This is a genomic window from Eisenbergiella tayi (assembly GCF_001881565.1).
GTDB classification, from domain to species: Bacteria; Bacillota; Clostridia; order Lachnospirales; family Lachnospiraceae; genus Eisenbergiella; species Eisenbergiella tayi.
On the sequence record NZ_MPDJ01000003.1, the window covers coordinates 237,109 to 259,688 of the forward strand.

General features: G+C 47.4%; 18 protein-coding genes. 15 read left to right on the plus strand and 3 right to left on the minus strand.

The annotated features are described in order from the left end of the window. The first annotated feature begins 377 nt into the window (after nt 1-377). A complete protein-coding gene (locus tag BLA28_RS12345; protein WP_069158978.1) occupies nt 378-1,958 on the plus strand; it encodes an ABC transporter substrate-binding protein in 1,581 nt (526 codons plus the stop codon). Nucleotides 1,959-2,041: 83 nt separating this feature from the next. On the opposite strand, the gene BLA28_RS12350 is transcribed toward BLA28_RS12345, so the two are convergent. Continuing rightward, the gene (locus tag BLA28_RS12350) at nt 2,042-3,619 is read right to left on the minus strand and encodes a response regulator transcription factor (RefSeq protein WP_069158979.1); all 1,578 of its coding nucleotides are present in this window, start codon (nt 3,617-3,619) and stop codon (nt 2,042-2,044) included. A gap of 15 nt (nt 3,620-3,634) precedes the next feature. After that, entirely contained in the window at nt 3,635-5,350 is a 1,716-nt protein-coding gene (locus BLA28_RS12355; RefSeq protein ID WP_069158980.1) for a sensor histidine kinase, read from the minus strand. Between the two features lie 255 nt (nt 5,351-5,605). Between BLA28_RS12355 and BLA28_RS12360 the strand changes: the two genes are divergently transcribed. Genes BLA28_RS12360 through BLA28_RS12370 form a run of 3 tightly spaced genes read left to right on the plus strand, consistent with a single transcriptional unit; the run spans nt 5,606 to nt 8,797 of the window. Next, the gene (locus tag BLA28_RS12360; protein ID WP_330385377.1) at nt 5,606-6,571 is read left to right on the plus strand and encodes an ABC transporter permease; all 966 of its coding nucleotides are present in this window, start codon (nt 5,606-5,608) and stop codon (nt 6,569-6,571) included. Nucleotides 6,572-6,589: 18 nt separating this feature from the next. Continuing rightward, entirely contained in the window at nt 6,590-7,489 is a 900-nt protein-coding gene (locus BLA28_RS12365; RefSeq protein WP_069153826.1) for a carbohydrate ABC transporter permease, read from the plus strand. A 27-nt stretch (nt 7,490-7,516) separates the two neighbouring features. Continuing rightward, on the plus strand, nt 7,517-8,797 hold the full coding sequence (locus BLA28_RS12370) for a prolyl oligopeptidase family serine peptidase (protein WP_069158981.1): 1,281 nt from the start codon (nt 7,517-7,519) through the stop codon (nt 8,795-8,797). A gap of 194 nt (nt 8,798-8,991) precedes the next feature. On the opposite strand, the gene BLA28_RS12375 is transcribed toward BLA28_RS12370, so the two are convergent. Further along, a complete protein-coding gene (locus tag BLA28_RS12375) occupies nt 8,992-9,450 on the minus strand; it encodes a hypothetical protein (protein ID WP_069158982.1) in 459 nt (152 codons plus the stop codon). Between the two features lie 278 nt (nt 9,451-9,728). Here BLA28_RS12375 and BLA28_RS33385 point away from each other — a divergent pair, with 278 nt between their 5' ends. From BLA28_RS33385 to BLA28_RS12425, 11 genes are all read left to right on the plus strand, one after another. Next, on the plus strand, nt 9,729-9,923 hold the full coding sequence (locus tag BLA28_RS33385; RefSeq protein WP_176726840.1) for a hypothetical protein: 195 nt from the start codon (nt 9,729-9,731) through the stop codon (nt 9,921-9,923). A 169-nt stretch (nt 9,924-10,092) separates the two neighbouring features. Continuing rightward, nucleotides 10,093-11,376 carry an alpha/beta hydrolase family protein gene (locus BLA28_RS12380; protein ID WP_069158983.1) on the plus strand — a complete coding sequence of 428 codons (1,284 nt, stop codon included), beginning with the start codon at nt 10,093-10,095 and terminating at the stop codon, nt 11,374-11,376. 71 nt (nt 11,377-11,447) lie between these two features. Then, nucleotides 11,448-11,906, plus strand: coding sequence for a LytTR family DNA-binding domain-containing protein (locus BLA28_RS12385; protein WP_069158984.1), 459 nt, complete (start codon nt 11,448-11,450; stop codon nt 11,904-11,906). Further along, on the plus strand, nt 11,899-12,333 hold the full coding sequence (locus BLA28_RS12390) for a hypothetical protein (protein WP_009250766.1): 435 nt from the start codon (nt 11,899-11,901) through the stop codon (nt 12,331-12,333). Before BLA28_RS12385 ends, BLA28_RS12390 begins: the two co-directional genes overlap by 8 nt. A 191-nt stretch (nt 12,334-12,524) precedes the next feature. After that, nucleotides 12,525-14,138: a response regulator gene (locus tag BLA28_RS12395; RefSeq protein WP_069158985.1), complete on the plus strand. Its 1,614-nt coding sequence runs from the start codon at nt 12,525-12,527 to the stop codon at nt 14,136-14,138. A gap of 2 nt (nt 14,139-14,140) precedes the next feature. After that, the gene (locus BLA28_RS12400) at nt 14,141-15,943 is read left to right on the plus strand and encodes a cache domain-containing sensor histidine kinase (protein WP_069158986.1); all 1,803 of its coding nucleotides are present in this window, start codon (nt 14,141-14,143) and stop codon (nt 15,941-15,943) included. Further along, nucleotides 15,933-16,949 (plus strand): substrate-binding domain-containing protein, encoded by a 1,017-nt coding sequence (locus BLA28_RS12405; RefSeq protein WP_081330190.1) that lies wholly within the window; start codon nt 15,933-15,935, stop codon nt 16,947-16,949. Before BLA28_RS12400 ends, BLA28_RS12405 begins: the two co-directional genes overlap by 11 nt. A gap of 267 nt (nt 16,950-17,216) precedes the next feature. After that, nucleotides 17,217-18,710: a sugar ABC transporter ATP-binding protein gene (locus tag BLA28_RS12410; protein WP_069159151.1), complete on the plus strand. Its 1,494-nt coding sequence runs from the start codon at nt 17,217-17,219 to the stop codon at nt 18,708-18,710. A gap of 15 nt (nt 18,711-18,725) precedes the next feature. Next, nucleotides 18,726-19,745 (plus strand): ABC transporter permease, encoded by a 1,020-nt coding sequence (locus BLA28_RS12415; protein ID WP_069158987.1) that lies wholly within the window; start codon nt 18,726-18,728, stop codon nt 19,743-19,745. Between the two features lie 114 nt (nt 19,746-19,859). Beyond that, nucleotides 19,860-21,020, plus strand: a complete 1,161-nt coding sequence (locus BLA28_RS12420; protein ID WP_069158988.1) for a substrate-binding domain-containing protein — start codon at nt 19,860-19,862, stop codon at nt 21,018-21,020. Between the two features lie 244 nt (nt 21,021-21,264). Next, nucleotides 21,265-22,557 carry an adenylosuccinate synthase gene (locus BLA28_RS12425; RefSeq protein WP_069153837.1) on the plus strand — a complete coding sequence of 431 codons (1,293 nt, stop codon included), beginning with the start codon at nt 21,265-21,267 and terminating at the stop codon, nt 22,555-22,557. The last annotated feature ends 23 nt before the right edge of the window (nt 22,558-22,580 follow it).

A 22,580-nucleotide genomic window follows, 5' to 3' on the forward strand; every position in this document is an offset into this window, starting at 1 on the left:
AGGGGAACGACTTTAGTCGTTTTTGCTTATCGCTCGGATAATCACGCAGCGGTACTAAGGCTGCAAAATACGCAGCCTAAGGACCGGCGAGCTTATAACGCCCCTTACAGGAATCCCTGCATGGCCTGGGCCAGGAGGAAGGACAAACGGCAAGCAGACGGGCAGCGGGCGCAGACGCAGGCGCGAAGGTTGTGTAAATGATACTTTAATTATAAAAATGATGCCGCCATGAAAACAGAACAAAACTGTTTCCTTTTGACAGTATTGTGTCAATTGACAGCAGAATCGTTCTTTTTTCAAAGGAATGCTTCCCATAAAATGAATGTAACATCAGAAGAACGATTTCACAGTGCAATTAAGAAAGAGAGGAAAATGATATGAAAAAGAAAGTGTTAGCATTCATGCTCGCAGCCATGATGACAGCCGGCCTTACTGCCTGCGGCGGCAATGGCGGCAGCAGTTTGGCCGGTACAGACAGTCCTTCTGCAGCATCCGGGCAATCTGAAGCGGCGGATTCAGGCAGTTCAGAAGCTGCGGATGCGGCGGCGGGGGATCTTTATTTTGAAGAACTGCAGCATTTGATTGTGGCCTTTCCTACATGGACAGGCGCGCCTGCGGATACGGAGATGGTCACGGAAAAAGTGAATGAGATTTTAAGAGAGAAATATAATATTGAGGTGGAATTCCAGATCAGTGATTCCGGCTCCTATAAGCAGAATATGACGCTTGCGCTTTCCAGCGGGGAACAGATTGATGTCCTGAGTACATTGTTTTCAAGCTATTCCAATATGGTAAACCAGGGTTATCTGATGGATCTGGAAGAGGATGAGCTGCTTCAGACCTATGGCCAGGGGATCATCGATGTACTCGGCCAGGAATATATTGATGCCTGCCGGGTCGGCGGAGTTCTCTATGGCCTCACCAATACCCGTGATTATGCGGCAGGCCGCGGCTGTATTGCGGTAGGTACCGAATATCTGGATGCGGTTGGCTATGAAGCCCCTGCAGATGCCGGCGAAATCATTAAAATTACGGAAGATGAGCTGAATGATATTTTTGCAAAGCTGCATGCCCAGTATCCTAATCTTGAGGTATACCGCCCTGCGGCAAATGACCTGGTTCAGCAGACCATGATCGATCAGATTGGCGGAAATAACTTTGGTGTCCTTCTGGGAACAAGTGATGAGCTTAAGATTATAAATCTGTTTGAGTCCGATGAATATATGAATTTCTGTAAGAGAGTATATAACTGGAATCAGCTTGGCTATATAAGCAAGGATGCCGCGGCGGATACCACAAATGTGGGCACTCTGGTAAAGGAAAATGTTCTGATGGCATATGGCACCGGTGGCAAACCGGGCAGCAAGGTTCAGGAATCCACCGGTGACGGGCGGGATATGACTATCTTCCAGACCAGGGAGGATTATATTTCTTCCTCTTCCATATCAAGCTATCCCTGGGTTATGCCCATAACTACGGCAAATCCCAAAGCCTCTATGATTCTGTTGAATGAACTGTATACCAATCCCCAGCTGGCGGACCTTATTATTTACGGAATTGAAGGGGTACATTATGAAATCACGGAAGATGGTTTCCTGGATGCCAACGCTGGCTCAAGCCCGGATACCTACTCTACATTGAACTGGCTGTATCCCAATCAGTTCGCCAGTACGGTCCTGGTAGGAAATACTGCGGATCTGTGGGAACGGACGGAAACCTTTAATAATGAAGCCATTAAATCCCCTGCCCTGGGCTTTGCCTTTGACAGCACGAAAATCGCAACAGAACTGACCTCGGTTACAAACGTATATGAAGAATATCAGAAAAGCCTGGAGTACGGCTTCGTGGATCCGGAGGTAGGAATTCCCGAAATGCTGGAAAAAATGAACAATGCGGGCCTTCAGAAGATCATTGATGAAAAACAGGCGCAGCTTGATGCCTGGGCTGCTGCCAGATAGGACGGAACAAAACCCAAAAAGAGGACTGATGAAGCAGAAAAAGCTTCACCGGTCCTCTTTTTTCGAATTATCATGCAGAACCCCTATCCCCGGAACTCCCTCGGCGTTACCCCTGTAAAACGCCTGAACTGCCTGGAAAAGTAAGATATATTCTGAAAACCGCATCTGGTGGCAATCTCGCTGACACTTTTATCTGTCCCCGCCAGCATCCGTTTGGCTTCTTCAATCCGTTCATAAATAATATAATTGGTCAGTGAAAAGCCAGTCTCACGTTTAAATAAATGAGAGAGATAATCCGGTGTAAGATATACCATGGCCGCCAGTGATTCCCTTGTCAAATCCTGCTCCAGATGTGAATGGATATAATTTTTTATCGTAGTGACAGCAGCATCCTGATTCGATGCATTTGTGATATATTCTTCATATTGTTCCAGCACTCCGCTGACCCATTCCCGCAGGTTCTGTACGGACGAGCAGGCCTTCTCAACGGAAAACTGAGAGATCTGTTTTTGAAACATTGGGAGAGCATCTGCGTTGGAAATCTCCATGCAGCTGAACAGCGTCTGCAGAAAGCTGTAATAAAAATTGGAGAGGGTATCCCGGGTTATGCTGTGGGAGTGCTGCAGCGAATTCAGGAACATATCCGTTTCAGACAGAAGATTCCCGATTTTACGGGACAGCAGCAGGTCGCTCCAGCGTTTTGTGGTAAAGTCCACATCGGATCCTGCGGTCTCCGCATTCGTGTATTGTGCAAGGTCAAATACATAATTTTCCCGGGATACATTTTTTATAGCCGCATCCTGCAGTCCTTTCAGGGTTTCCTGAAAATCTGAAATCCTGCAGCCCGAAGCGGCGATATAAAAGTTGAATGTATTGGGGAAGCGGGGGACAAAGTCTGTCAGCGCCTGCCCGCACCGGGACAGCAGCGCTTCTCTGCTGCGTCCCGCTTCGGGCAGCGGCAGGAAATAAAATTGTCTGCTTTGGCGCACAGCCACAGGGATTTCCTCTCTGTTATAAAAATATTCCCGTACGATATTTTTCAGGAGAAATTCATGCAGGTCTTTTTCCACGGGGAGTTTGTCCATGCCGTTACACTGGATTAAAAGAACAAGATAAGAAAGATCGGCCGCGGCAGGATTCAGATTCCGCAAATTCAGTTCGCTGATGATATCCTCTTTCCTGTTGGAAACAGCTCCTTCGGATAGATCCAGCCAGAACAGCTCCCACAGATAAAGCTCACTTTCCTTCCAGTAATTTGCCTGCTGTGTCTCCAGCTTTGCATTCGCCTGCTGACGATACTGGTTCACCGCTTTTGAAACCGCGCTGAGAAGATCCTCTTCCGCCACCGGCTTTAACAGATAATCAATGCTGGTCAGCCTCATTGCCTTTGAAATATATTCAAACTTGGCATAAGCGGTCAAAAAAATGCAGATGGTATCCAATCCCTGCTGACGGATATGATCCAAAAGCTCCAGTCCGCTTCCTCCCGGCATTTCGATGTCCAGTATCATGATGGCAACACTGTGACCTGCAAGATATTCCAATGCCTGAGTCATATTATAGGCACAGAATATTTCGTCAAAAAGCGGCCCTTTCTGCGCTATCTTTTTCTTGGTGCCTTCCGCGCTGTAATATTCATCATCCACAATCAGTAAATTCATTTTTCCTCCCCTTTTCTACAGGCCCTGCTTTGCCGTATCTTCATACGGCTGATATGGGAACTCAATATCTATCTGCGCTCCTTCACCGGGACGATTGCTGAATACAAACCGGGCGTCAGGAAAAATATGACGCATTCTGAAAATCACATTTGTTATTCCGATATGCGAGGTATCACCGGCCGATGGATAAGAGGGATCCGTTATCCTGGCAAGCATTTTCGGAGAAAATCCCTTTCCGTTATCCCAGATACAGATATGCAGCCGGATTTCGTCATTTGTTTCATACGAGGTGATATCTATATGCATTTCCAGGACTTTTCCCATCACCACTTCGTATTTGATCGTATTTTCAATGAAATTTAAAATGAGCAGCGGCACAATAACCGCCTGACGGAATGCATCAGGGCAGTTTGAATAAAGAGCCAGACAGCCCGGATAACGGATTCCTGACATCTCCACATAGTTTTTTACCAAATCCAGATCTTCATGCAGAGGTACGGTTTGACCGGAAGACAGGGTATAACGCAGATGCCTGCTGAGATCCATAAGCATGGAACGTGACAGATCCAGATGCTCCGGCTCCGAAAGCTGATAAGCCGTATTCAGGCAGTTGATCATGAAATGCGGTGTGATCTGCTGCTTTAAATACTGATTTTCAAGCTCCTGATACTGGAGCTTATCTTCGTAGACATCGATTTTCAGATTTTTTATTTCTGTAACCATTTCATTAAAGGTGGTTGACATCTGGCGGTATTCCTTGAGCTGCCCCGCCGTGGAAATATGGTTTTCCAGGTTGCCGCCCGATACATCCTCCAGGGCGTTCGTCAGATTTGTGACAGGCCGGATGATCTGTCTTTTTACAAAAAAGACAAGGGATAGGCAGATGCTGAGAAACAGTGCCGTCGTAATAAACGCATCACGGTTTAAGGAGGCGTTCAGAGCCTGAACTTCAGAGTAGGGTATCATTCTTGTCAGATAAAGTTCGCCGTTAGAAAGAGGCTGCTGTACAATCAGCATTTTCTGACCGTCAATATTTTTAATCCCGTAGGTATCGGTAAGAATTTCAAAATTCAATTCCACGGATTCCGTTCCCGGGCCGTACAAACGATTTTCAGGGGTGGTGAGATACAGGGCCACCTCATCGGAATCCGTGTTTGTGAGAGAACCCAGCAGGGAACTGACGCCGACCAGCGCACCGAGGCGGGCCCCTCCTATATTAATAAAACGGACAAGATAACAGGAGCCGTTTATCTCTGTGATTTCCCAGTCCCGGAAAATATCATCCCCGGAAATCACATTCCGAAGTGTGCTCTGCATAGCCACACTGATATTTGCGATCTGGTTGGAGAACAGAAAGGTATCGTTGGCAGGAAGATAAAACAGAAATCCATCTGCCGTATACACCGACAGCGCGCCATTGAAATTTTTATTCAGATGATAAAGAGAACTGTACCAGGAGGTGGAACCGAAGTCCTTGTAAATCAGGTTTGTATAATCCGCATTATCAATCGCAACGGTATAAAGATATGTTTCTATCCGGTCCAGCTCGGAATCGATCTGCTTTTGATACAGAACCACAGTGTCCTGTGTGTTATAGTACACATGGTTCAGCAGGAGGGAGGTGGCTTTATAATTATGGAAGACGATGAGCGCAAGAAAAAACAGAAGAACTACAAACAACAGAAAAAGCGTATAGGTGTTTACAGATAACTGCTGCAGTTTCTTTTTCATCGGAACCTCCCCTTGTGCAGCTCTGTTGCAACAGAGTACTTTATCAGTGTAGTCATTCCTATTTTAATTGTCAAGAAATGCGGATTACAATGTCCGGATAATACCAATACAAGTCAGGATTGTTGTTTTTTGTGCCGCTGCAGGCAGGCTATAATCAGGATACAGTGAGCGGCAATGTGTTTTGCTGCCGCCATATTGCAGCAAAATGACAGGATATTTGGCAGACTGCCTTATGGTAACGAAAGGAGCGTATCGATGACGATGTCTAAAGCGCAGAAAATGAAAGCGGTCAGGACAGACCGCAGAACCAAAATGACATGGCGGAGATTCCGCCGCTATATCCCCATTTACCTTATCATGCTTCCGGGGCTTGTTTATCTGTTCATTAATAACTATATGCCTCTGCCGGGACTGATTGTAGCGTTCAAACAGTATAATGCAAGAAAGGGTATCTATAAAAGTGACTGGATTGGATTCAAAAATTTTGAATACCTGTTCACGACAAACGACGCCTGGGTGATCACGAGAAATACGATCTGCTATAATCTGGCCTTCATCGTGATCAATACGATTCTTGCAATCTTTGTCGCAATCCTCTTAAGCGAAATGTGGGGCAGGGCAAAAAAAGCCTACCAGAGCCTGATTTTACTTCCTTACCTCGTTTCCTCCGTTATCGTGGGGTACCTGGTATTCGCGTTCCTTTCTGTGGAAAATGGCTTTGTGAACAACGCGATCCTGCCTTTGTTCGGGAAAGAAGGGATCAACTGGTATTCCGAACCCAAATACTGGCCGTTCATCCTTGTTTTTGTCAGCGCATGGAAAGCGATCGGTTATAACTGCATCATTTATCTTTCAACTCTGATGGGTTTTGATCGTTCCTATTATGAATCGGCCCAGATTGACGGGGCGACGAAAATGCAGCAGATCCGATACATAACACTCCCAATGCTTAAGCCTACCATAATCATGCTGACGCTGATGGCGATTGGACGTATTTTCTACTCTGACTTCGGGCTGTTCTATCAGGTTCCCATGAATCAGGGAGCGCTGTATTCCACAACACAGACCATTGATACATACGTCTACCGCGGGCTTCTGCAGCTTGGCAATATTTCCATGTCGGCCGCAGCCGGTGTATATCAGTCCATCGTCGGATTCATCCTGATTCTGGCTGCAAATTTGGTCGTGCGCAGGATTGATAATGAAAGCGCACTCTGGTAAAAAGGAAGGTAATGGATTATGAAAACAAGAGAAGATAAAATATTTAACGCGGTTGGTCATGCTGTCATGCTTGTACTGTCGGCAGCGGCAGTCATCCCTATTATTCTGATGGTCATATCATCCCTGACCTCCAATGGGGCGCTTCTGCGCGACGGGTACTCTTTTTTCCCGAAAGAATGGAGCGTCTATGCTTATAAATGGGTGTTCGCCTCCAATGGCGGTATGGTGCTGAAGGCATACGGAATTTCCTTCCTGATCACAACGGCAGGAACCGCCTGCAGCCTTCTTCTGACCATCGGCCTCGCCTATGGCCTTGCTAAAAAAAGCCTGCCGGGCAGGAAGATATTCACGTTCCTTGTTGTGTTCACTATGCTTTTTAACGGCGGCCTTGTACCGACCTACATTAACTATACCAACGTCTTCCATATTAAGGATACCATTTTTGCTCTGCTGGTTCCGTCCTTATTGATGAACGCATTTAATGTCCTGCTGATGAAAAGTTATTTTGTCAGCAGTGTGCCGGATGAAATTCTCGAAGCGGCTTATATTGATGGGGCGAGTGAATTCCAGACCATGAGAAAAATCGCAGTTCCCTTGTCAAAGCCGATCATCGCCACGATAGGAATGTTCGCCGGAATCGCCTACTGGAATGACTGGAACAACGGCTATATCTATCTGGTAAAAAGGACCGATCTCTACAGCATTCAGAACCTCTTAAACCGTCTGATGCAGAATATCAATGCTCTGACACAGAATGCGAGCCAGGTGGGGAATGTGAATCAGGGACTGTCGGAAATTCCTTCCGTATCCGTACGTATGGCAATGGCAACGCTGGGCATTCTGCCGATTGTGGTCATCTATCCGTTTATTCAGAAAAACTTTGTAAAGGGTATCACTTTGGGCGGTGTAAAAGGATAAAAATATAAAGGATGAAGGAGAAAAGAGATGGGAAGACAGTATAAAACAATAACCGAGGTATTTGATTTTGGCCCACATATCAGTAAAGTGATATTGCATGTGGGAAGAAGCCTGAAAGGCGCGAAGCTTACTGAAAATCAGTTCAGGGTTTCCGTTAAGCGCACCGCCATGTCGGGAGAAGATTTTGCCTGGCCTGTATTTATGGGGGAAAAGCCCTATGATTCCATGAAAGGAACCCGGAGAATCACAGATCTGTATGTATCGGACGCAGAAGGCTGCTGTGTTGAAGACGGAGAGTACATTACACTTTGTATGTACTGCGATCCCAGAGAGGGTCTTGGATCCATCATCCGTTTTGACGGAAATTTTAATGTAACCGTAAATACGGCTTATAAAATAGTCCAGCTCGCACCCATAGAAACCGGAGCGGATACACTGGAAGGCCTTGTATTCGACGAAAACGGCGGGAACCGCTTTATTTACGGAGAACTTCTGCAGACGGCAGTACATGAAGATCCCGAAGTCCCTCTGGCCTACTGCTATTACCGTCCCGAAGAAGCGGACGCTCATAAGGTTCCGCTGTTAATATGGCTGCACGGCGCTGGGGAAGGCGGGAAAGAGCCATTAATCGCGGCGACTGGAAATAAGGTCGTAAACCTGATTTCGCCCGAAATCCAGAAGCTGTTCGGCGGCGCTTATCTTCTGGCGCCCCAGGCGCCTACCATGTGGATGGATGATGGAAGCGGCGAATATACAAAGGATGGTTCCTCTATGTATGTGGAACCCCTGGAGCGTCTGATTGCAGACTTCGTCAAAGAACATGAGGATATCGATACAAAACGGATTTACCTGGGCGGAGATTCCAACGGTGGCTTCATGACCATGAAAATGTTGATCCGCAATCCCGGCAGATATGCGGCCGCCTTCCCGGTGTGCGAAGCTCTGGATGACAGCGCTATAACGGATAAGGACATAGCGAATATCGCACAAAAGCCTGTCTGGTTTACCCACTCAAAGGATGATCCGGTGGTTATTCCGGACAAGTGTGTGGTTCCTACCTATAAAAGGCTGATCGCTGCCGGAGGGAAAAATATCCATTTCACTTTCTGGGATCATATCACTGACCAGACCGGCCAGTATTTTAATGAGGACGGTACACCCTATACATATATAGGGCACTGGGCCTGGATTCCTATGCTGAATAATCAGTGTACGCTTGATTTCGATGGGCAGCCGGTAATTTGCGGCGGGAAACAGGCTGCTGTCATTGACTGGATTGCGCAGCAGAGACTGGAAGAACAGATGTAGATAATAAAACTGATATCGCTGACAGGACCTTTGCAGGTAGTTATAATTTCATTAGTAATTACGAAAATCCCAGAGTACATTTTAAAAGTAAGGTACTCTGGGATCTTATTTTTGGTTAATGACAGCCGGTAAATCAGAATGACAGCAATGAAAAAAAATTTGCTTTTAGTACTTAAGTATACGAATTTAAACTTTTATGCCGTATGTTTTTGCGCATCGTTTATGTGATTTTCCAAGAATCCATGTACACGTACGATTTCATCAAGAATCATATGGTCATCAGCGTGAAGGCATTGTAAATCAACCTTAATATCAGTCACATTCTGTTGAAGAACAGTAACATCCTGCCTCAATTCAGAAACATCCTGTTGAAGAACAGTAACATCCTGTCTCAATTCAGAAACATCCTGTTTAAGAACAGTAACATCCTGCTTCAATTCAGAAACATCCTGTTGAAGAACAGTAACATCCTGCCTCAATTCAGAAACATCCTGTTGAAGAACAGTAACATCCTGCCTCAATTCAGAAACATCCTGTTTAAGACCGGTCATGTCTTGCCTCAGTTCAGCAACATCCTGTTTAAGGCCATTGACATCCTGATCAATACCTGTTATTTTTTCTATAATTAAGTCAAGCTTTTCGTTTTGTGTCATAGGTTCAGTCCTTCCTTTTTATAATTGAATACAAATTTAATAGTAAGCCAGAAGTTTCGCTATTCACATTTAATTCACAAAGAAGTTAAAAAATCAAATCCATCACTAATAAGTATGGTATCATAATAAATGAAGAAAGTCTATCTCATTTTCATAAGATCTATATTCTGAATATTGTGTATTAGGAAAATAATCTTATTGCCTGCGAACAGGATTTTCATATCCTGTCTGAGCCGGAGGATCTGTTTCATCTGGCGCGGACAGAAGATATTGAAAAGTTGGATGTAACCATAGATGCAGAACGATTAATGCTGGTGGCTACGGATGGGCCTACCGGTTACATGCGTCCGGTAATCGACAGCATGGATGATGATATGTTTGCTCTTTACATGCGTTATCATTTCGCAGTCTGTGAACGCGGTGATCTGATAGGCACGAGTCATCATACCCTGGATATCCTGAAAAAAAGATAACAGACAATGCATTTCACCGCCCTTTTCTGCATTCTGCCCTGCTTCTTATTGAGAAAAAAATGCTCCCGTTCTATACTTGCAGCAGGTCAAAATCCTGCGGGCATTTATATAAGCTGAACCCAAATAATCTTGGAAAGTCTTCGCAGGAAATACCGGACAGGAGGCGTCTATGGTTATCTATTGGTTTATCGGTGCTTTTTTCCTTGCAGAAGCAATAAAAGAAGGGATTTTTGTATACAGTAAAAGGAGACTTCCGGGTTTTCAGCTGCTCTTCGGCCTCGGAGAACTGCTGCTGTTTCTCCTGTTTTCCATAATAGGAGTATGGGGCTGGAGGAATTCCTGTATTTTTCCGGCGGCATTTCTTTTGTGGAACCTGGCAGGGGCATGGTATGCCTTAGTCAGGAAAAGGAGGAAGAAGGCAGGGATCGGAAGAGCGGTGCTCCGCCTGCTGGTATTGGCGTTCTGTCTGCTTCCGGTGGTTTTATTCCCGCCCATGAAGCCGGTTCCTGCGTCCGGAAGCTATGCCTGTGAGACGGCAAGCTATGTCTGGACGGATGAAACCAGAGAGGAGAGCTTCCAGAATGACGGATCTTTCAGGCAGGTAGCGGTACAGTTCTGGTATCCGGCAACGGAGAAGGAGGAGAAGTTTCCGCTGGTAGTGTTTTCACATGGGGCCTTTGGCTATCGGATGAGCAATTACTCCACCTATATGGAGCTGGCAAGTAACGGCTATGTGGTATGCAGTGTGGAGCATCCCTATCATGCCATATTTTCAGAACTGGAAGACGGACAGATAATAATGGCGGATAAAAATTTTATAAACGATGTATTCCGGGTAAACGAAGAAGGAATGCCAGAAGAGGAAGTCTTTGCACTCAACAGGCCCTGGATAAACCTTCGGACGGAAGATATGAATTTTGTGCTGGACCGGATAGAAGAGGAATGCGGGCGGGAAACGGCGGATTTGCCTTTCCGGTTGGCAGACACACAGCGGACAGGGCTGATGGGGCATTCCCTCGGCGGTGCGGCAGCGGTTACCGTAGGGCGGGAAACGCCCGGTATAAAGGCGGTTATTGATCTGGACGGAACCATGCTGGGAGAAGAACTGGATTATACAGACGGAAAATATCTGATGAATACCGAGCCTTATCCGGTTCCCCTGCTTTGCATTGATACCACAGGACACTATGAGGAAGGCCTGAAGTATGGAGATCAATATGTGAATCATGTGATACTTGCTGAAGCGGAGGAGGCAAAAGAAATCCATTTTGATGATGCGGAGCATATGAATTTTACGGATCTGCCGCTCTTTTCCCCGCCTCTTGCCGGGCTTCTGGGAACAGGAAAGCGTGATGCAAGGGAATGCATCATGACGATGAACCGGGTGGTTTTGGAATATTTTGATTATTACCTGAAGGAAAAGGGGGAGCTTTCCCTTCAGGAGGTTTACTGATTATTGATATATAAAAAAGAACGGAACTGCTTAAACAGTGCGGTGCGCCGGGAAGGGGCTGACAGGGATATATGCGGGTAACGGTGGAAACGATTGACCGGCAGCAGGAAGAACAGGTGCTGATACGCTGCCATGAGGTAACGGATACGGTTCGGGAGATCCGGCATTTTATTCTGTCCAGGCAGGAAAGCCTGGAGGGGTATGAAGCCGGAAAACAGTTTCAGATCCCTCTTCCGGAGATTTATTATGCCGAGGCTGTGGATAACCGTCTTTTTATTTATACGAAAGAGAAGGTTTATGAAGTGAAAATGAAGCTGTATGCTTTCGAGGAAGCATATGGAAGCAAGCAGTTTTTCCGATGCTCCCGGACGACGGTTGTCAATCTGATGCGGATAGATTATCTGAGGCCGGCCCTGAATGGCCGTCTTTGCGCCAGGCTGCAGAACGGAGAGGATATTATCATATCCAGAAAATATGTAAACAGCCTGCGTGAGATATTAAAACGCAGAGAAGGGAGCGGGAATGAGTAAAAGAGAGTTTATCGAACACCTGGTAATCAGTTTTTTTGTTGTGGTCACCTGTGTGAACCTGGTTATGGCATTCCTGGGAATGCGATATGAGCCGGAAATCAGATTCGGCTACCAGGCTTTTCTGCTTCCTGTTATCTATGGTGGTCTGGGAATTCTGCCATCGGCGGTGACCTACAGCAGGAAGGAGCTTTCCGTCAGACAGATGCTTGTCCGGAAGCTGCTGCAGCTGCTTCTGCTGGAAGGAATTATGGTCAGCATCGTATTTTTCATCGGAAAAACGGATTGGGAGGTACTGCTGCCTTTTATGTTTCTGATAGTGATTATCAGTCTGGCGGCGGAGGGAGTCTTGTGGTTTGTTGCCGACAAAAAGGCGAAGGACATGAACGAGGAGTTAAAGCATTTTCAAAACAGAAAGACGGAAAGCTGAGGGGAGGCCCCCTGCTTTCCGTTTTTCTCATACTGGAACCTTGAATAGCAGCATTGTGGTACCGGGATCCGATTGTGTAAGGAAAGAACCTTTACACAGAGCCTTTTTTTCGGTATGATAAAGAAAATTGGGGGCTGCAGTCCGGGAGGGGCGGACAATGGCGGCGGCTGAATCGGACAAGGGGTATAAAAATGATAAAAGCAATTGTGGTAGATGATGAAATCCTGACGAGGGAGGGAATCAGCGCCAACGTTCCCTGGGAAAAGCTGGGATACGAACTGGCGGCGGCATGTGCGGACGGACGGGAAGCGCAGGCCTATGTGAAGGAGCATGAGGTGGATGTGGTGCTGACGGATATCTGCATGCCCTATATGGACGGCCTGCAGTTAAGTGAATTTTTGTACCGCGAATATCCTCAGATTAAAATCATTATTTTCAGCGGCTATGATGAATTTGAGTATGCGAAGCAGGCCCTGAAATATCAGGTTACCGAATATCTTTTAAAGCCGGTGACGGCCTTTGAGCTTTCGGAGGTCCTTCTGCAGGTAGGGGAAAAAATCAGCGAACAGAAGAAAAAGGACGAGCGGATCGGAAAAATGAGCACGACCTATCACCGGAACCATCTGCTTGTCCGTTCCAATGCATTGATGAGCCTGGTTATGGGGGATAAAACGAGAGAGGAAAACGACCGTGAGCTGGAGGATGTGGGAATTACCCTTTGGGGCAGCGCCTTTCGGGTAACGGTGGTGGAAATAGATGATTACCGTGATGCCAACAGCCTGGATGACAAGCAGAAGCAGGAGCGTTCACTCATGGCTTTTGTCGTTTATAATGTAGCCCAGGAAATCGTGGAAAAACAGCATGCGGGTGAGGTATTCCAGGGAAAGGATTATCGTACGGTGCTGCTTCTTGAAACGAACCGGCCGGCGGAGCTGGGGCAGCGGCTTCATGAAATTGCAGGAGAAATCAACAGACGTCTCCTGGAAATCATGAATATGAAAACCACAATAGGGATCGGCGGCTGTGTAAAGGAACGGGGAGAGCTGTTCCGGTCTTATGAAGAGGCGATGACAGCCCTGCAGTACCGCTATACCTATGGAGAAGAATCCGTGCTGATCCTGGAGGAAATCAGTGGTACGCCGGAACGCTCCGAGGCGGAGGCCATCATGGAAAGAATCCTTGACTGTGTAAAACGCGGCGACAGGGATGGGATCAAGCAGTGTGTTGACAAGATGAAAGAGGATATCCGCAGGGCGGCATGGAACCGGGAAAGAGTCAATCTTCAGCTTCAGCAGCAGCTGGACGAAACGGTGGAGCTGCTTCGAACCTTTCAGCTGGAGGAACAGGATATCCTGTGGGAAAAGGAGAGGACTCTTGAAAAAATCATAGGAGCCGCGGGCCTGGAGCAGGCGCTTGGAGTTATGGAAGAGTATTTCCTGAAGGTGTCCGGAATGCTGGATACGGGAAGGAATGACGGCGGGAAAAAATACGCCCTCCTTGCCATGGAATACATAGAAAAGCATTACGGAGAAAATGATCTGGGCCTGAGTACGGTATGCTCTTATCTGAATATCAGCACAAGCCGTTTCAGCACCATTTTTAAAAATATCACTGGAGAGACCTTTATGGAGGTGCTCACCGGTATCCGGATGCAGAAGGCAAGGGAGCTTTTGGAAAACACTTCTTTGAAAAACTATGAAATCGCTGAAAAGGTAGGATTTTCCGATCCTCATTATTTCAGCGCAGCTTTTAAAAAAGCCATAGGGAAATCACCTACGGAATATGCAAGGGAAAAGAGGAAGTAAGAATGAAGGAAGAAAAGGAAAAGCCGGGAAGGCAGGGGATTCTGCCCTTTTCCAGTATCCGCACCACCATGCTGGCGGTGTTTTCCACTTTGATCGTGGCAACGCTCACTTTTTTCTATATCATTTCCCTGAATTATACGGAACGGACGATTCTGAACAATTCCATAGACTATACCACCCGGCTCATCGGACAGGTTAACAGGGATATTGATTCTTATATTGATTATATGGAAAATATATCCTCCCTGGTGGCCCACAGCAGTGATGTGCAGACCTATCTGATGGAAGGAAGGAATTCCGGGGATCCCAATCTGTACCGCCGGATCGTTACCCAGTTTTCCACCGTGCTGGAGACCAGAACGGATATTTCCAATATTGCCGTGCTTTCAGGGGACGGAAAAAGCATAATTAATGACGGAAACGACGTGCTGAATGAAAATATCCCACTCTACAGTGTGGACTGGTACCGTGAAGCAGAAGAGGAGGGCAGCACCTGCCTTACCTCATCCCATGTGCAGAATGTCATCAGGGATAATTACAAATGGGTGATCACCATGAGCAGGGGGCTGGAAAACCCCGATACAGGGGAAATCATGGGAGTTTTTTTCATTGATCTGAATTATAAGGCGCTGAAGGATCTGTGTGAAAGAAACAATATCGGCTCGGATTATATTTATATCATCGATCCCACCGGAAAAATCATTTACCATCCCAAACAGAAGCTCATCTACAGCTCCCTGAAAACAGAACTGGTCGATGAAGTGCTGGAATGTGAAGACAGCTTTTTCCTCACAGACGATGAGAAAAACAGAAGGCTGTACACGATTTCCGTATCGGATAAAACCGGCTGGAGCGTGGTCGGAGTTACCGATATGGCGGAGCTGATGCGGGGGCGCTCGGAGGCCCAGAGGCTGTACATTGTCATAACAGCGGCCTTTCTTGTGGTGACAATCCTGCTGTGTGTGATTTTCTCTTCGGCAATCACACGTCCGCTGGAACGGCTGAAGGATTCCATGAAAGAAGCGGAAAAAGGAAAGTTTGAAGGAATCCGGGTAAAGGAAGAAGGAAATAACGAAATTGCGAGCCTGGGAAAAACCTTTAATATCATGATTGTCCGTATCCGGCAGCTTATGGAGCAGAATACTTACGAGCAGGAACAGAAACGCCTGAGTGAGCTGAAGGCCCTGCAGTCCCAGATCAATCCGCATTTTCTGTACAATACCCTGGATTCCATTATCTGGATGGCGGAGGGCGGGAAAACAAAAGAGGTGGTGCTCATGACCTCTTCCCTGGCCAGGTTGCTTCGGCAGAGCATCAGCAACGAGGATGAGCTGGTGTCCATAAAAAGGGAGGTTGACTATGCCAGGAGCTACCTGACCATACAGAAGATGCGGTATCAGGATAAAATGGAATTTGAAATCCATGTGGAAGAAGAAATCCTGGAGCAGCAGATCATCAAGCTGGTGCTTCAGCCTGTGGTGGAAAATGCCATATACCATGGAATCAAATATAAGGACGGAAAGGGGCTCATCAAGATCACCGGCGTGCACCGCAGCGGCTGCATTAACCTCACCGTATATGATAACGGTAAAGGGATGGAACCGGAGGTTCTGGAGCATATTTTCGATCCTAAAACCGGGCACAAATCCAAATCCGGAATAGGCATCAGCAATGTGCAGATGCGTCTGCAGCTGTATTACGGAAAGGAATACGGGATTTCTTATAAAAGCATTCCCGGCGAGGGTACGGCTGCCACGATAAGGATCCCGTTTGCCGGAGGGGAGGCGGAAACTATTGAAAAATAACACAGGCCATGTCCTGAAAAATATGATAATGTCCAATAAAAAGAGAATCCTTTCTGCCGCCCTGCTCCTTATTGCCGCCGCGTTCCTGCTTTCCTACGCTTTCGGAAGAGAGGACAGGGAAAAGAAACAGCTGTCCATTATTTTTATATCCAAGACAATCGACGACAGTGATTTCTGGACACAGCTAATCGACGGCGCCCGTATGGCGGCAGAGGAATACGAAGTGAAGTTCTCCGTCTGCGCGCCGGAGACGGAGGATGACTATGTACGGCAGAATGAACTGATAGAACAGGCCATTCTTGAGAAGCCGGATGCTATTGTCCTCACACCCTCCAGCTTTACCGAAACCACCCCTATGGCGGAAAAAATCGTGGAAAACGGAATCCGCCTCTTCCTTCTGGATTCCGAAATTGACACAAAGGTAGCGGAATGTATGATATCCACCGACAACATAAAGGCCGGAAGGCTGCAGGGAGAATTCGTCAAGGAAATCCTCAGGCCGGACTCCCGTATCGCGGTGGTAGCCCATGTAAAGAATTCCTCCACTGCCATGGAACGGGAGCAGGGGCTGCGGGAAGGACTGGGCAGTGACACGGAAAAAATAGCGGACGTGGTTTTCTGCGATTCCAACTATGATAAAGCCTATCAGCTGATGCTGCAGATCCTTGTGGAACACCCCGATGTGGACGTTGTGGTAGGCCTCAACGAATACTCCGCCGTAGGCGCTGCCCGCGCTATTGTGGACAAAGGGCTGGCAGGAAAAATCAGCTTTGTAGGCTTTGACAGCTCCCTGGAAGAAATAAAAATGCTGGAAGGCGGTATTTTCCGTGGGATGGTAATCCAGAACCCTTTCAAGATGGGATACCTCGGCGTAGAAACTGCCGTAAAAGCCCTGAACGGAGAAAAGGTTCCCGATCAGATCGATTCCGGTTCCGTCCTTATCACGAGAGAAAATATGTATCTGGATGAAAACCAGGAAATGCTTTTTCCTTTTAAAGGAGAGTAACCGATAACCCACCCTTCGTCCGTCTCTTTTCCTTTCCTCCGAAGGTTATGTCGTGCTTCGTCAACACGACAAGAATCAACAAAGAAAAACTATATTTTTGTGGTATTTGCAGAACAAAAAGGGTAAAAATTTACAAAACAGTAAATTTTTACCCTTTTTTTATAAAAAATCACATGTAGTTTTATTTAAGGTGTCACTATAATGAAAACATCAGCAAGAGAGAAAAAGGCAGTTTAATCTGAAAGAGAAGGGATGGAAGGTGAAAAAGTGGGGGAAGTAATTCTGACGATGAAGGATATCGATAAATCCTTTCCCGGAGTCCATGCTCTGAAAAAGGTAAACCTGGAAGTACGCCGGGGCGAGATTCATGCGCTGATGGGTGAGAACGGAGCCGGTAAATCCACGCTTATGAAGATTCTGACCGGCATTTATTTCAAAGACAGCGGCCAGATTATATATGAAGGAAAAGAAGTGGCGTTTACCAATCCCAGGGAGGCTCAGGACGCGGGAATCGCGATTGTGCATCAGGAACTGAACATGATGCAGCAGCTGACTGTGGCGCAGAACATATTCATCGGACGGGAGTATATGAAAGGCAAAATCATAGACGACGGAAGGATGAATGAGGAAGCAGGGAAGCTGTTTGAAAAGCTGAACATTGAAATCGACCCCTCCCAGGTTATGGGGGATTTGACTGTAGGCAAACAGCAGATGTGCGAAATTGCCAAGGCCATTTCCAGGGACGTTAAGGTATTGGTGTTTGATGAGCCGACAGCGGCGCTGACGGATTCGGAAATCAGTGAGCTGTTTAAAATCATAAGGGATCTGCGGGCCAGGAACATCGGTATTATCTATATTTCCCACCGCATGGATGAAATTAAAATCATCACCGACAGGGTAACTGTCATGCGTGACGGCGAGTATGTGGGAACCTTAGTCAGCAAAGACTGTACCAAGGATGACATCATCAACATGATGGTAGGCCGTACGATTTATGAGGATCCGAAAACCGAAAGCAGTGTGCCGGCGGATGCACCGGTGGTGCTGAAGGTAGAGCATCTGCAGGCGGGAAAGATGGTGCAGGATATCAGCTTTGAACTGAGAAAGGGTGAAATCCTCGGCTTTTCCGGTCTGATGGGCGCAGGGCGGACGGAAACGGCAAGGGCCATTTTCGGAGCAGACAGAAAAGAAAGCGGAGATATATACGTGAACGGCAGAAAGGTGGAAATACACAGCCCGCAGGATGCGGTCAAAGCCGGAATCGGGTATCTTTCCGAGGACAGGAAGCGTTACGGCGTGGTACTGGATAAAACAATTGCGGAGAACACCACTATGGCGTCTCTTGAAAAATTTGTAAAAGGAATCTTCATCAACAGAAAGAGTGAAGAGGCAACGGCCCAGGATTATGTGGAGCGTCTGAATACCAAAACACCTACGGTGAATACGCCGACACTCAGCTTGTCCGGAGGAAACCAACAGAAGGTGGTCATTGCCAAATGGCTGGTGCGTGACTGCGATATTCTTATTTTTGATGAGCCCACCAGAGGAATTGACGTAGGGGCTAAGAGTGAAATTTATCATTTGATGAACGAACTGGCCGCTTCCGGAAAATCCATTATCATGATATCCTCCGAACTGCCGGAAATCCTGCGTATGAGCGACAGGATCATGGTTATGTGCGAGGGGAAAAAGACAGCGGAGATTCCGATTGAAGAAGCGTCGCAGGAAGTGATTATGCAGGCTGCTACGGTCGGTATGTAAAGGGGGAGGAAACAAATGGCTAAAATAACAAATACGGAGGGGGCCGTAAAGAAAAACCCTCTTGCAAAATTTGCAAAGTCCGTGGGAACCCAGAGGCTGATAGCCCTGCTGGCCCTGATTATTATTTATCTGGTGTTTGGGTTTATCAATCCGGCATTCCGTTCCTATGCCACACTGGTAAACATTTTTGACGCATCCTACTACATAGGACTGATGGCTATCGGCGTTACCTTTGCCATCACTTCCGATGGTATTGACCTTTCCATCGGCACCGTACTCACCTGTTCCGCATTGATTTCCGGACAGCTGATTACCAAATACCATCTGCCGGTGGCCCTCGGCCTTCTGGTATGTATCCTCATCGGCAGCCTGTTCGGCCTGGTGAACGGCCTGATGGTATCTTACATGCACCTGCCGCCCTTTATCGCAACATTGGGTTCCATGATGCTTTCCAAGGGCCTGGGTTCCATTTTTACCAAGGCGCAGAGCGTTACCTGGCCGCAGTCCAGCCAGGCGGAAGGCTGGTTCCGCAACATTTTCAAAATCAATCAGAACGGAGTGCTGATACCTACCGGATTTATCCTTTTAATCATCGTGGCTGTTATCGCTTCCATCGTGCTGAATAAGACACGGCCCGGACGTTATATCGTGGCTCTGGGCAGCAACAGTGAAGCGACAAGGCTTTCCGGCGTCAACATTGCCAAATGGCGTACTCTGGCCTATATTATCAGCGGCACGCTGGCCGGTCTGGCCGGTCTGGCCTATGCATCCATCTACTCCACCATCCTGCCCGGGGGCGGGGGCGGTTTCGAACTGGATGCCATCGCAGGCGTAGTAATCGGCGGAACCTCCATGAGCGGCGGCTACGGAACGATTTCCGGTACCCTGATTGGTGTGTTTATCATGTCCGTACTCAAAACCGGCCTTCCTTTTGTAGGGCTGCAGAGCAACTGGCAGCAGGCGGTTACCGGTGTCGTACTGGTATTCGCGGTATTTATGGATGTCATGAACAGGCAGAAAAAGAAAAAAGCCTGACAGTTCCTGTTTATAATGCCTTTTATTCCAAATAAAAAGAAGAATGAAGGCTTGTAATTACAAAACCGGCGGAAAAGCTGCCGGGGGTATAACAAATTTTAAGGAGGGTTTTACATGAAAAAGAAATTACTCAGTATCGTATTAGGTGCAGCCATGGTGGCGAGTATGCTCGCCGGCTGCGGAAACAGTGCCGGTACATCGGCTCCGGCAGAATCAGCGGCTCCGGCACCGGCAGAGTCCAAGGAGGAAGCTCCTGCCGCATCTGCGGATGCAGCAGAAACAACCGCGGACACAGCGGAGGCTTCCGCAGAAATAACAGGAAAGATTTATCTGGTATCCAAGGGCTTCCAGCATCAGTTCTGGCAGGCAGTTCTCCAGGGCGCTAACGAAGCCGCTGAAAAATACGGTGTGGAAATTGATTTCCAGGGACCGGATACCGAATCTGATATCGCACAGCAGGTACAGATGCTGAACAATGCTTTCAATAACAATCCGCCTGCAATCGGCCTGGCAGCCCTGGATACCGAAGCCTGTCTGGATACCATTAAGGAAATCCAGAAAGCCGGCATTCCGATTATCGGTTTTGACTCCGGTGTACCCGGCGCTCCTGAAGGAGCTATTGCAGCCAATGCGGCAACCGACAACTATGCGGCAGGCGAGCTTGCAGCAGACGAAACCTACAAACTGATTAAAGATAAAGTAGCTTCCGCAACCGGTACTGTCAGAATCGGCGTTATGAACCAGGAAGCCAACTCCGAATCCATCGTACAGCGTGGCTCAGGCTTCGTTGACAAGATGAAAACCCTTCTGGAAGCTGACGGCAAGACCGTTTCCGTAGAAGGACATGACAAATGGGCGAACAAGGTTGACGGCGCAGACGTTATTATCGACGTTGCAGTTCCCGCTTCCGTAAGTGCCGACCTGTCCTCCGTAGATGCACAGAATCTGCTGAACAAACCGGATACCATCTGCATTTATGGTTCCAACCAGTTCTCAGGAGAAGGCCTCATCAACGGCGATGCCAATATCGGCAAGCTGGGCAAAGACATAATCGGTGTAGCATTTGACTCCGGCGTTCTTATCAAAACCGCTGTAAGAGACGGCAAGCTGGCTGGCGCTGTTACCCAGGATCCTCTTCAGATTGGCTACAAGACCGTTGAACTGTGTGTGAAAGCCATCAAAGGCGAGCCCGTAAGTGATGTTGACACAGGCTGCCAGTGGTATACCGCAGAAAACATGGACGATCCCAAGATTGCTCCCAACCTTTATGATTAATGAATTAACATAAGCTTAACTTATTCCGAACATAATAAATATTGATTTTACTTATGGTATATAATAATATATAATCATTAAGTAAAAGACGTAGAAAGCGGGTTTTTTACAATGGGTTTGTAAAAGCCCGCTTTTTATTGACAAAAACAGAAAACAGGCCCAAAGGCGGTTTTCCTGTGTGTGCGCCCGGCGGACGATATTATCCATCGCCTGCGGGAGCGGAATAGTTAGGAGGAATAAAGAAATGGTAAAAGCAGTTGTAGGAGCTAACTGGGGTGACGAAGGAAAAGGCAAGATCACGGATATGCTGGCCAAAGAGGCAGATATCATCATCCGTTTCCAGGGTGGTGCAAATGCGGGGCATACGATTGTGAACGATTATGGAAAATTCGCCCTTCACACACTTCCTTCCGGTGTTTTTTACGGACATACCACAAGCATTATCGGCAACGGCGTCGCATTGAATATTCCGGTGCTTATCAAGGAAATCAGTTCCATTACGGAAAAAAATGTGCCTATGCCTAAAATACTGGTATCAGACAGGGCACAGGTAGTAATGCCTTACCATATTCTGTTTGATCAATATGAAGAGGAGCGCCTGGGAGGCAAATCCTTCGGCTCCACCAAATCGGGCATCGCACCTTTTTATTCTGATAAATATGCAAAGATCGGCTTTCAGGTTTGCGAGCTGTTTGACGAGGACGGGCTGAAAACCAAGCTGGCCAGTGTATGCGAGACAAAAAATGTGCTTCTGGAGCATTTATACCATAAGCCGAAGCTGGATGTGGAAGAGCTGTATGCTACGATGATGGAGTATCGGGAAATGATAGCCCCTTACGTATGCGATACCTCCGCATATCTGGATCAGGCGATCAAGGATGGAAAAAATATCCTGCTGGAAGGCCAGCTGGGAACCCTGAAGGATCCGGATCACGGGATTTACCCCATGGTTACTTCTTCCTCCACACTGGCTGCATACGGCGCTATCGGAGCGGGAATCCCTCCTTATGAAATTAAGCAGGTTATTACAGTCTGCAAGGCATATTCCTCCGCTGTCGGCGCGGGAGCTTTTGTATCGGAAATCTTCGGCGAAGAAGCGGATGAATTAAGACGCCGCGGAGGCGATGGCGGCGAATACGGAGCGACCACAGGACGTCCCCGCCGTATGGGCTGGTTTGACTGTGTGGCCTCCAGATATGGCTGCCGTCTCCAGGGAACCACGGATGTGGCCTTTACCGTGCTGGACGTGCTGGGCTATCTCGATGAGATCCCGGTATGCGTGGGCTACGATGTGGACGGGGAGGTTTCCACGGATTTCCCTGTGACGTGGAAGCTGGAAAAGGCAAAACCGGTTCTGGAAACCCTGCCCGGCTGGAAATGTGATATCCGGGGAATCAAAAACTATGAGGAACTGCCGGAAAACTGCCGGAATTATATAGAATTTGTGGAGAAGCACATCGGCTATCCCATTACCATGGTGAGCAACGGCCCGGGAAGAGATGATATTATTTACAGAAAGAGTACGCTTGAAAAATAATCGGCAGTGTTCAGCCATAAAGA

Coding starts and splice junctions, on each gene's coding strand:
- BLA28_RS12370 (WP_069158981.1), top strand. CDS start 7,517: ATGGGAAGACAGTATAAAACAATAACCGAGGTATTTGATTTTGGCCCA.
- BLA28_RS12350 (WP_069158979.1), bottom strand. CDS start 3,619: ATGAATTTACTGATTGTGGATGATGAATATTACAGCGCGGAAGGCACC.
- BLA28_RS12375 (WP_069158982.1), bottom strand. CDS start 9,450: ATGACACAAAACGAAAAGCTTGACTTAATTATAGAAAAAATAACAGGT.
- BLA28_RS12365 (WP_069153826.1), top strand. CDS start 6,590: ATGAAAACAAGAGAAGATAAAATATTTAACGCGGTTGGTCATGCTGTC.
- BLA28_RS12355 (WP_069158980.1), bottom strand. CDS start 5,350: ATGAAAAAGAAACTGCAGCAGTTATCTGTAAACACCTATACGCTTTTT.
- BLA28_RS12395 (WP_069158985.1), top strand. CDS start 12,525: ATGATAAAAGCAATTGTGGTAGATGATGAAATCCTGACGAGGGAGGGA.
- BLA28_RS12360 (WP_330385377.1), top strand. CDS start 5,606: ATGACGATGTCTAAAGCGCAGAAAATGAAAGCGGTCAGGACAGACCGC.
- BLA28_RS12380 (WP_069158983.1), top strand. CDS start 10,093: ATGGTTATCTATTGGTTTATCGGTGCTTTTTTCCTTGCAGAAGCAATA.
- BLA28_RS12385 (WP_069158984.1), top strand. CDS start 11,448: ATGCGGGTAACGGTGGAAACGATTGACCGGCAGCAGGAAGAACAGGTG.
- BLA28_RS12345 (WP_069158978.1), top strand. CDS start 378: ATGAAAAAGAAAGTGTTAGCATTCATGCTCGCAGCCATGATGACAGCC.
- BLA28_RS12415 (WP_069158987.1), top strand. CDS start 18,726: ATGGCTAAAATAACAAATACGGAGGGGGCCGTAAAGAAAAACCCTCTT.
- BLA28_RS12420 (WP_069158988.1), top strand. CDS start 19,860: ATGAAAAAGAAATTACTCAGTATCGTATTAGGTGCAGCCATGGTGGCG.
- BLA28_RS12400 (WP_069158986.1), top strand. CDS start 14,141: ATGAAGGAAGAAAAGGAAAAGCCGGGAAGGCAGGGGATTCTGCCCTTT.
- BLA28_RS12425 (WP_069153837.1), top strand. CDS start 21,265: ATGGTAAAAGCAGTTGTAGGAGCTAACTGGGGTGACGAAGGAAAAGGC.
- BLA28_RS12390 (WP_009250766.1), top strand. CDS start 11,899: ATGAGTAAAAGAGAGTTTATCGAACACCTGGTAATCAGTTTTTTTGTT.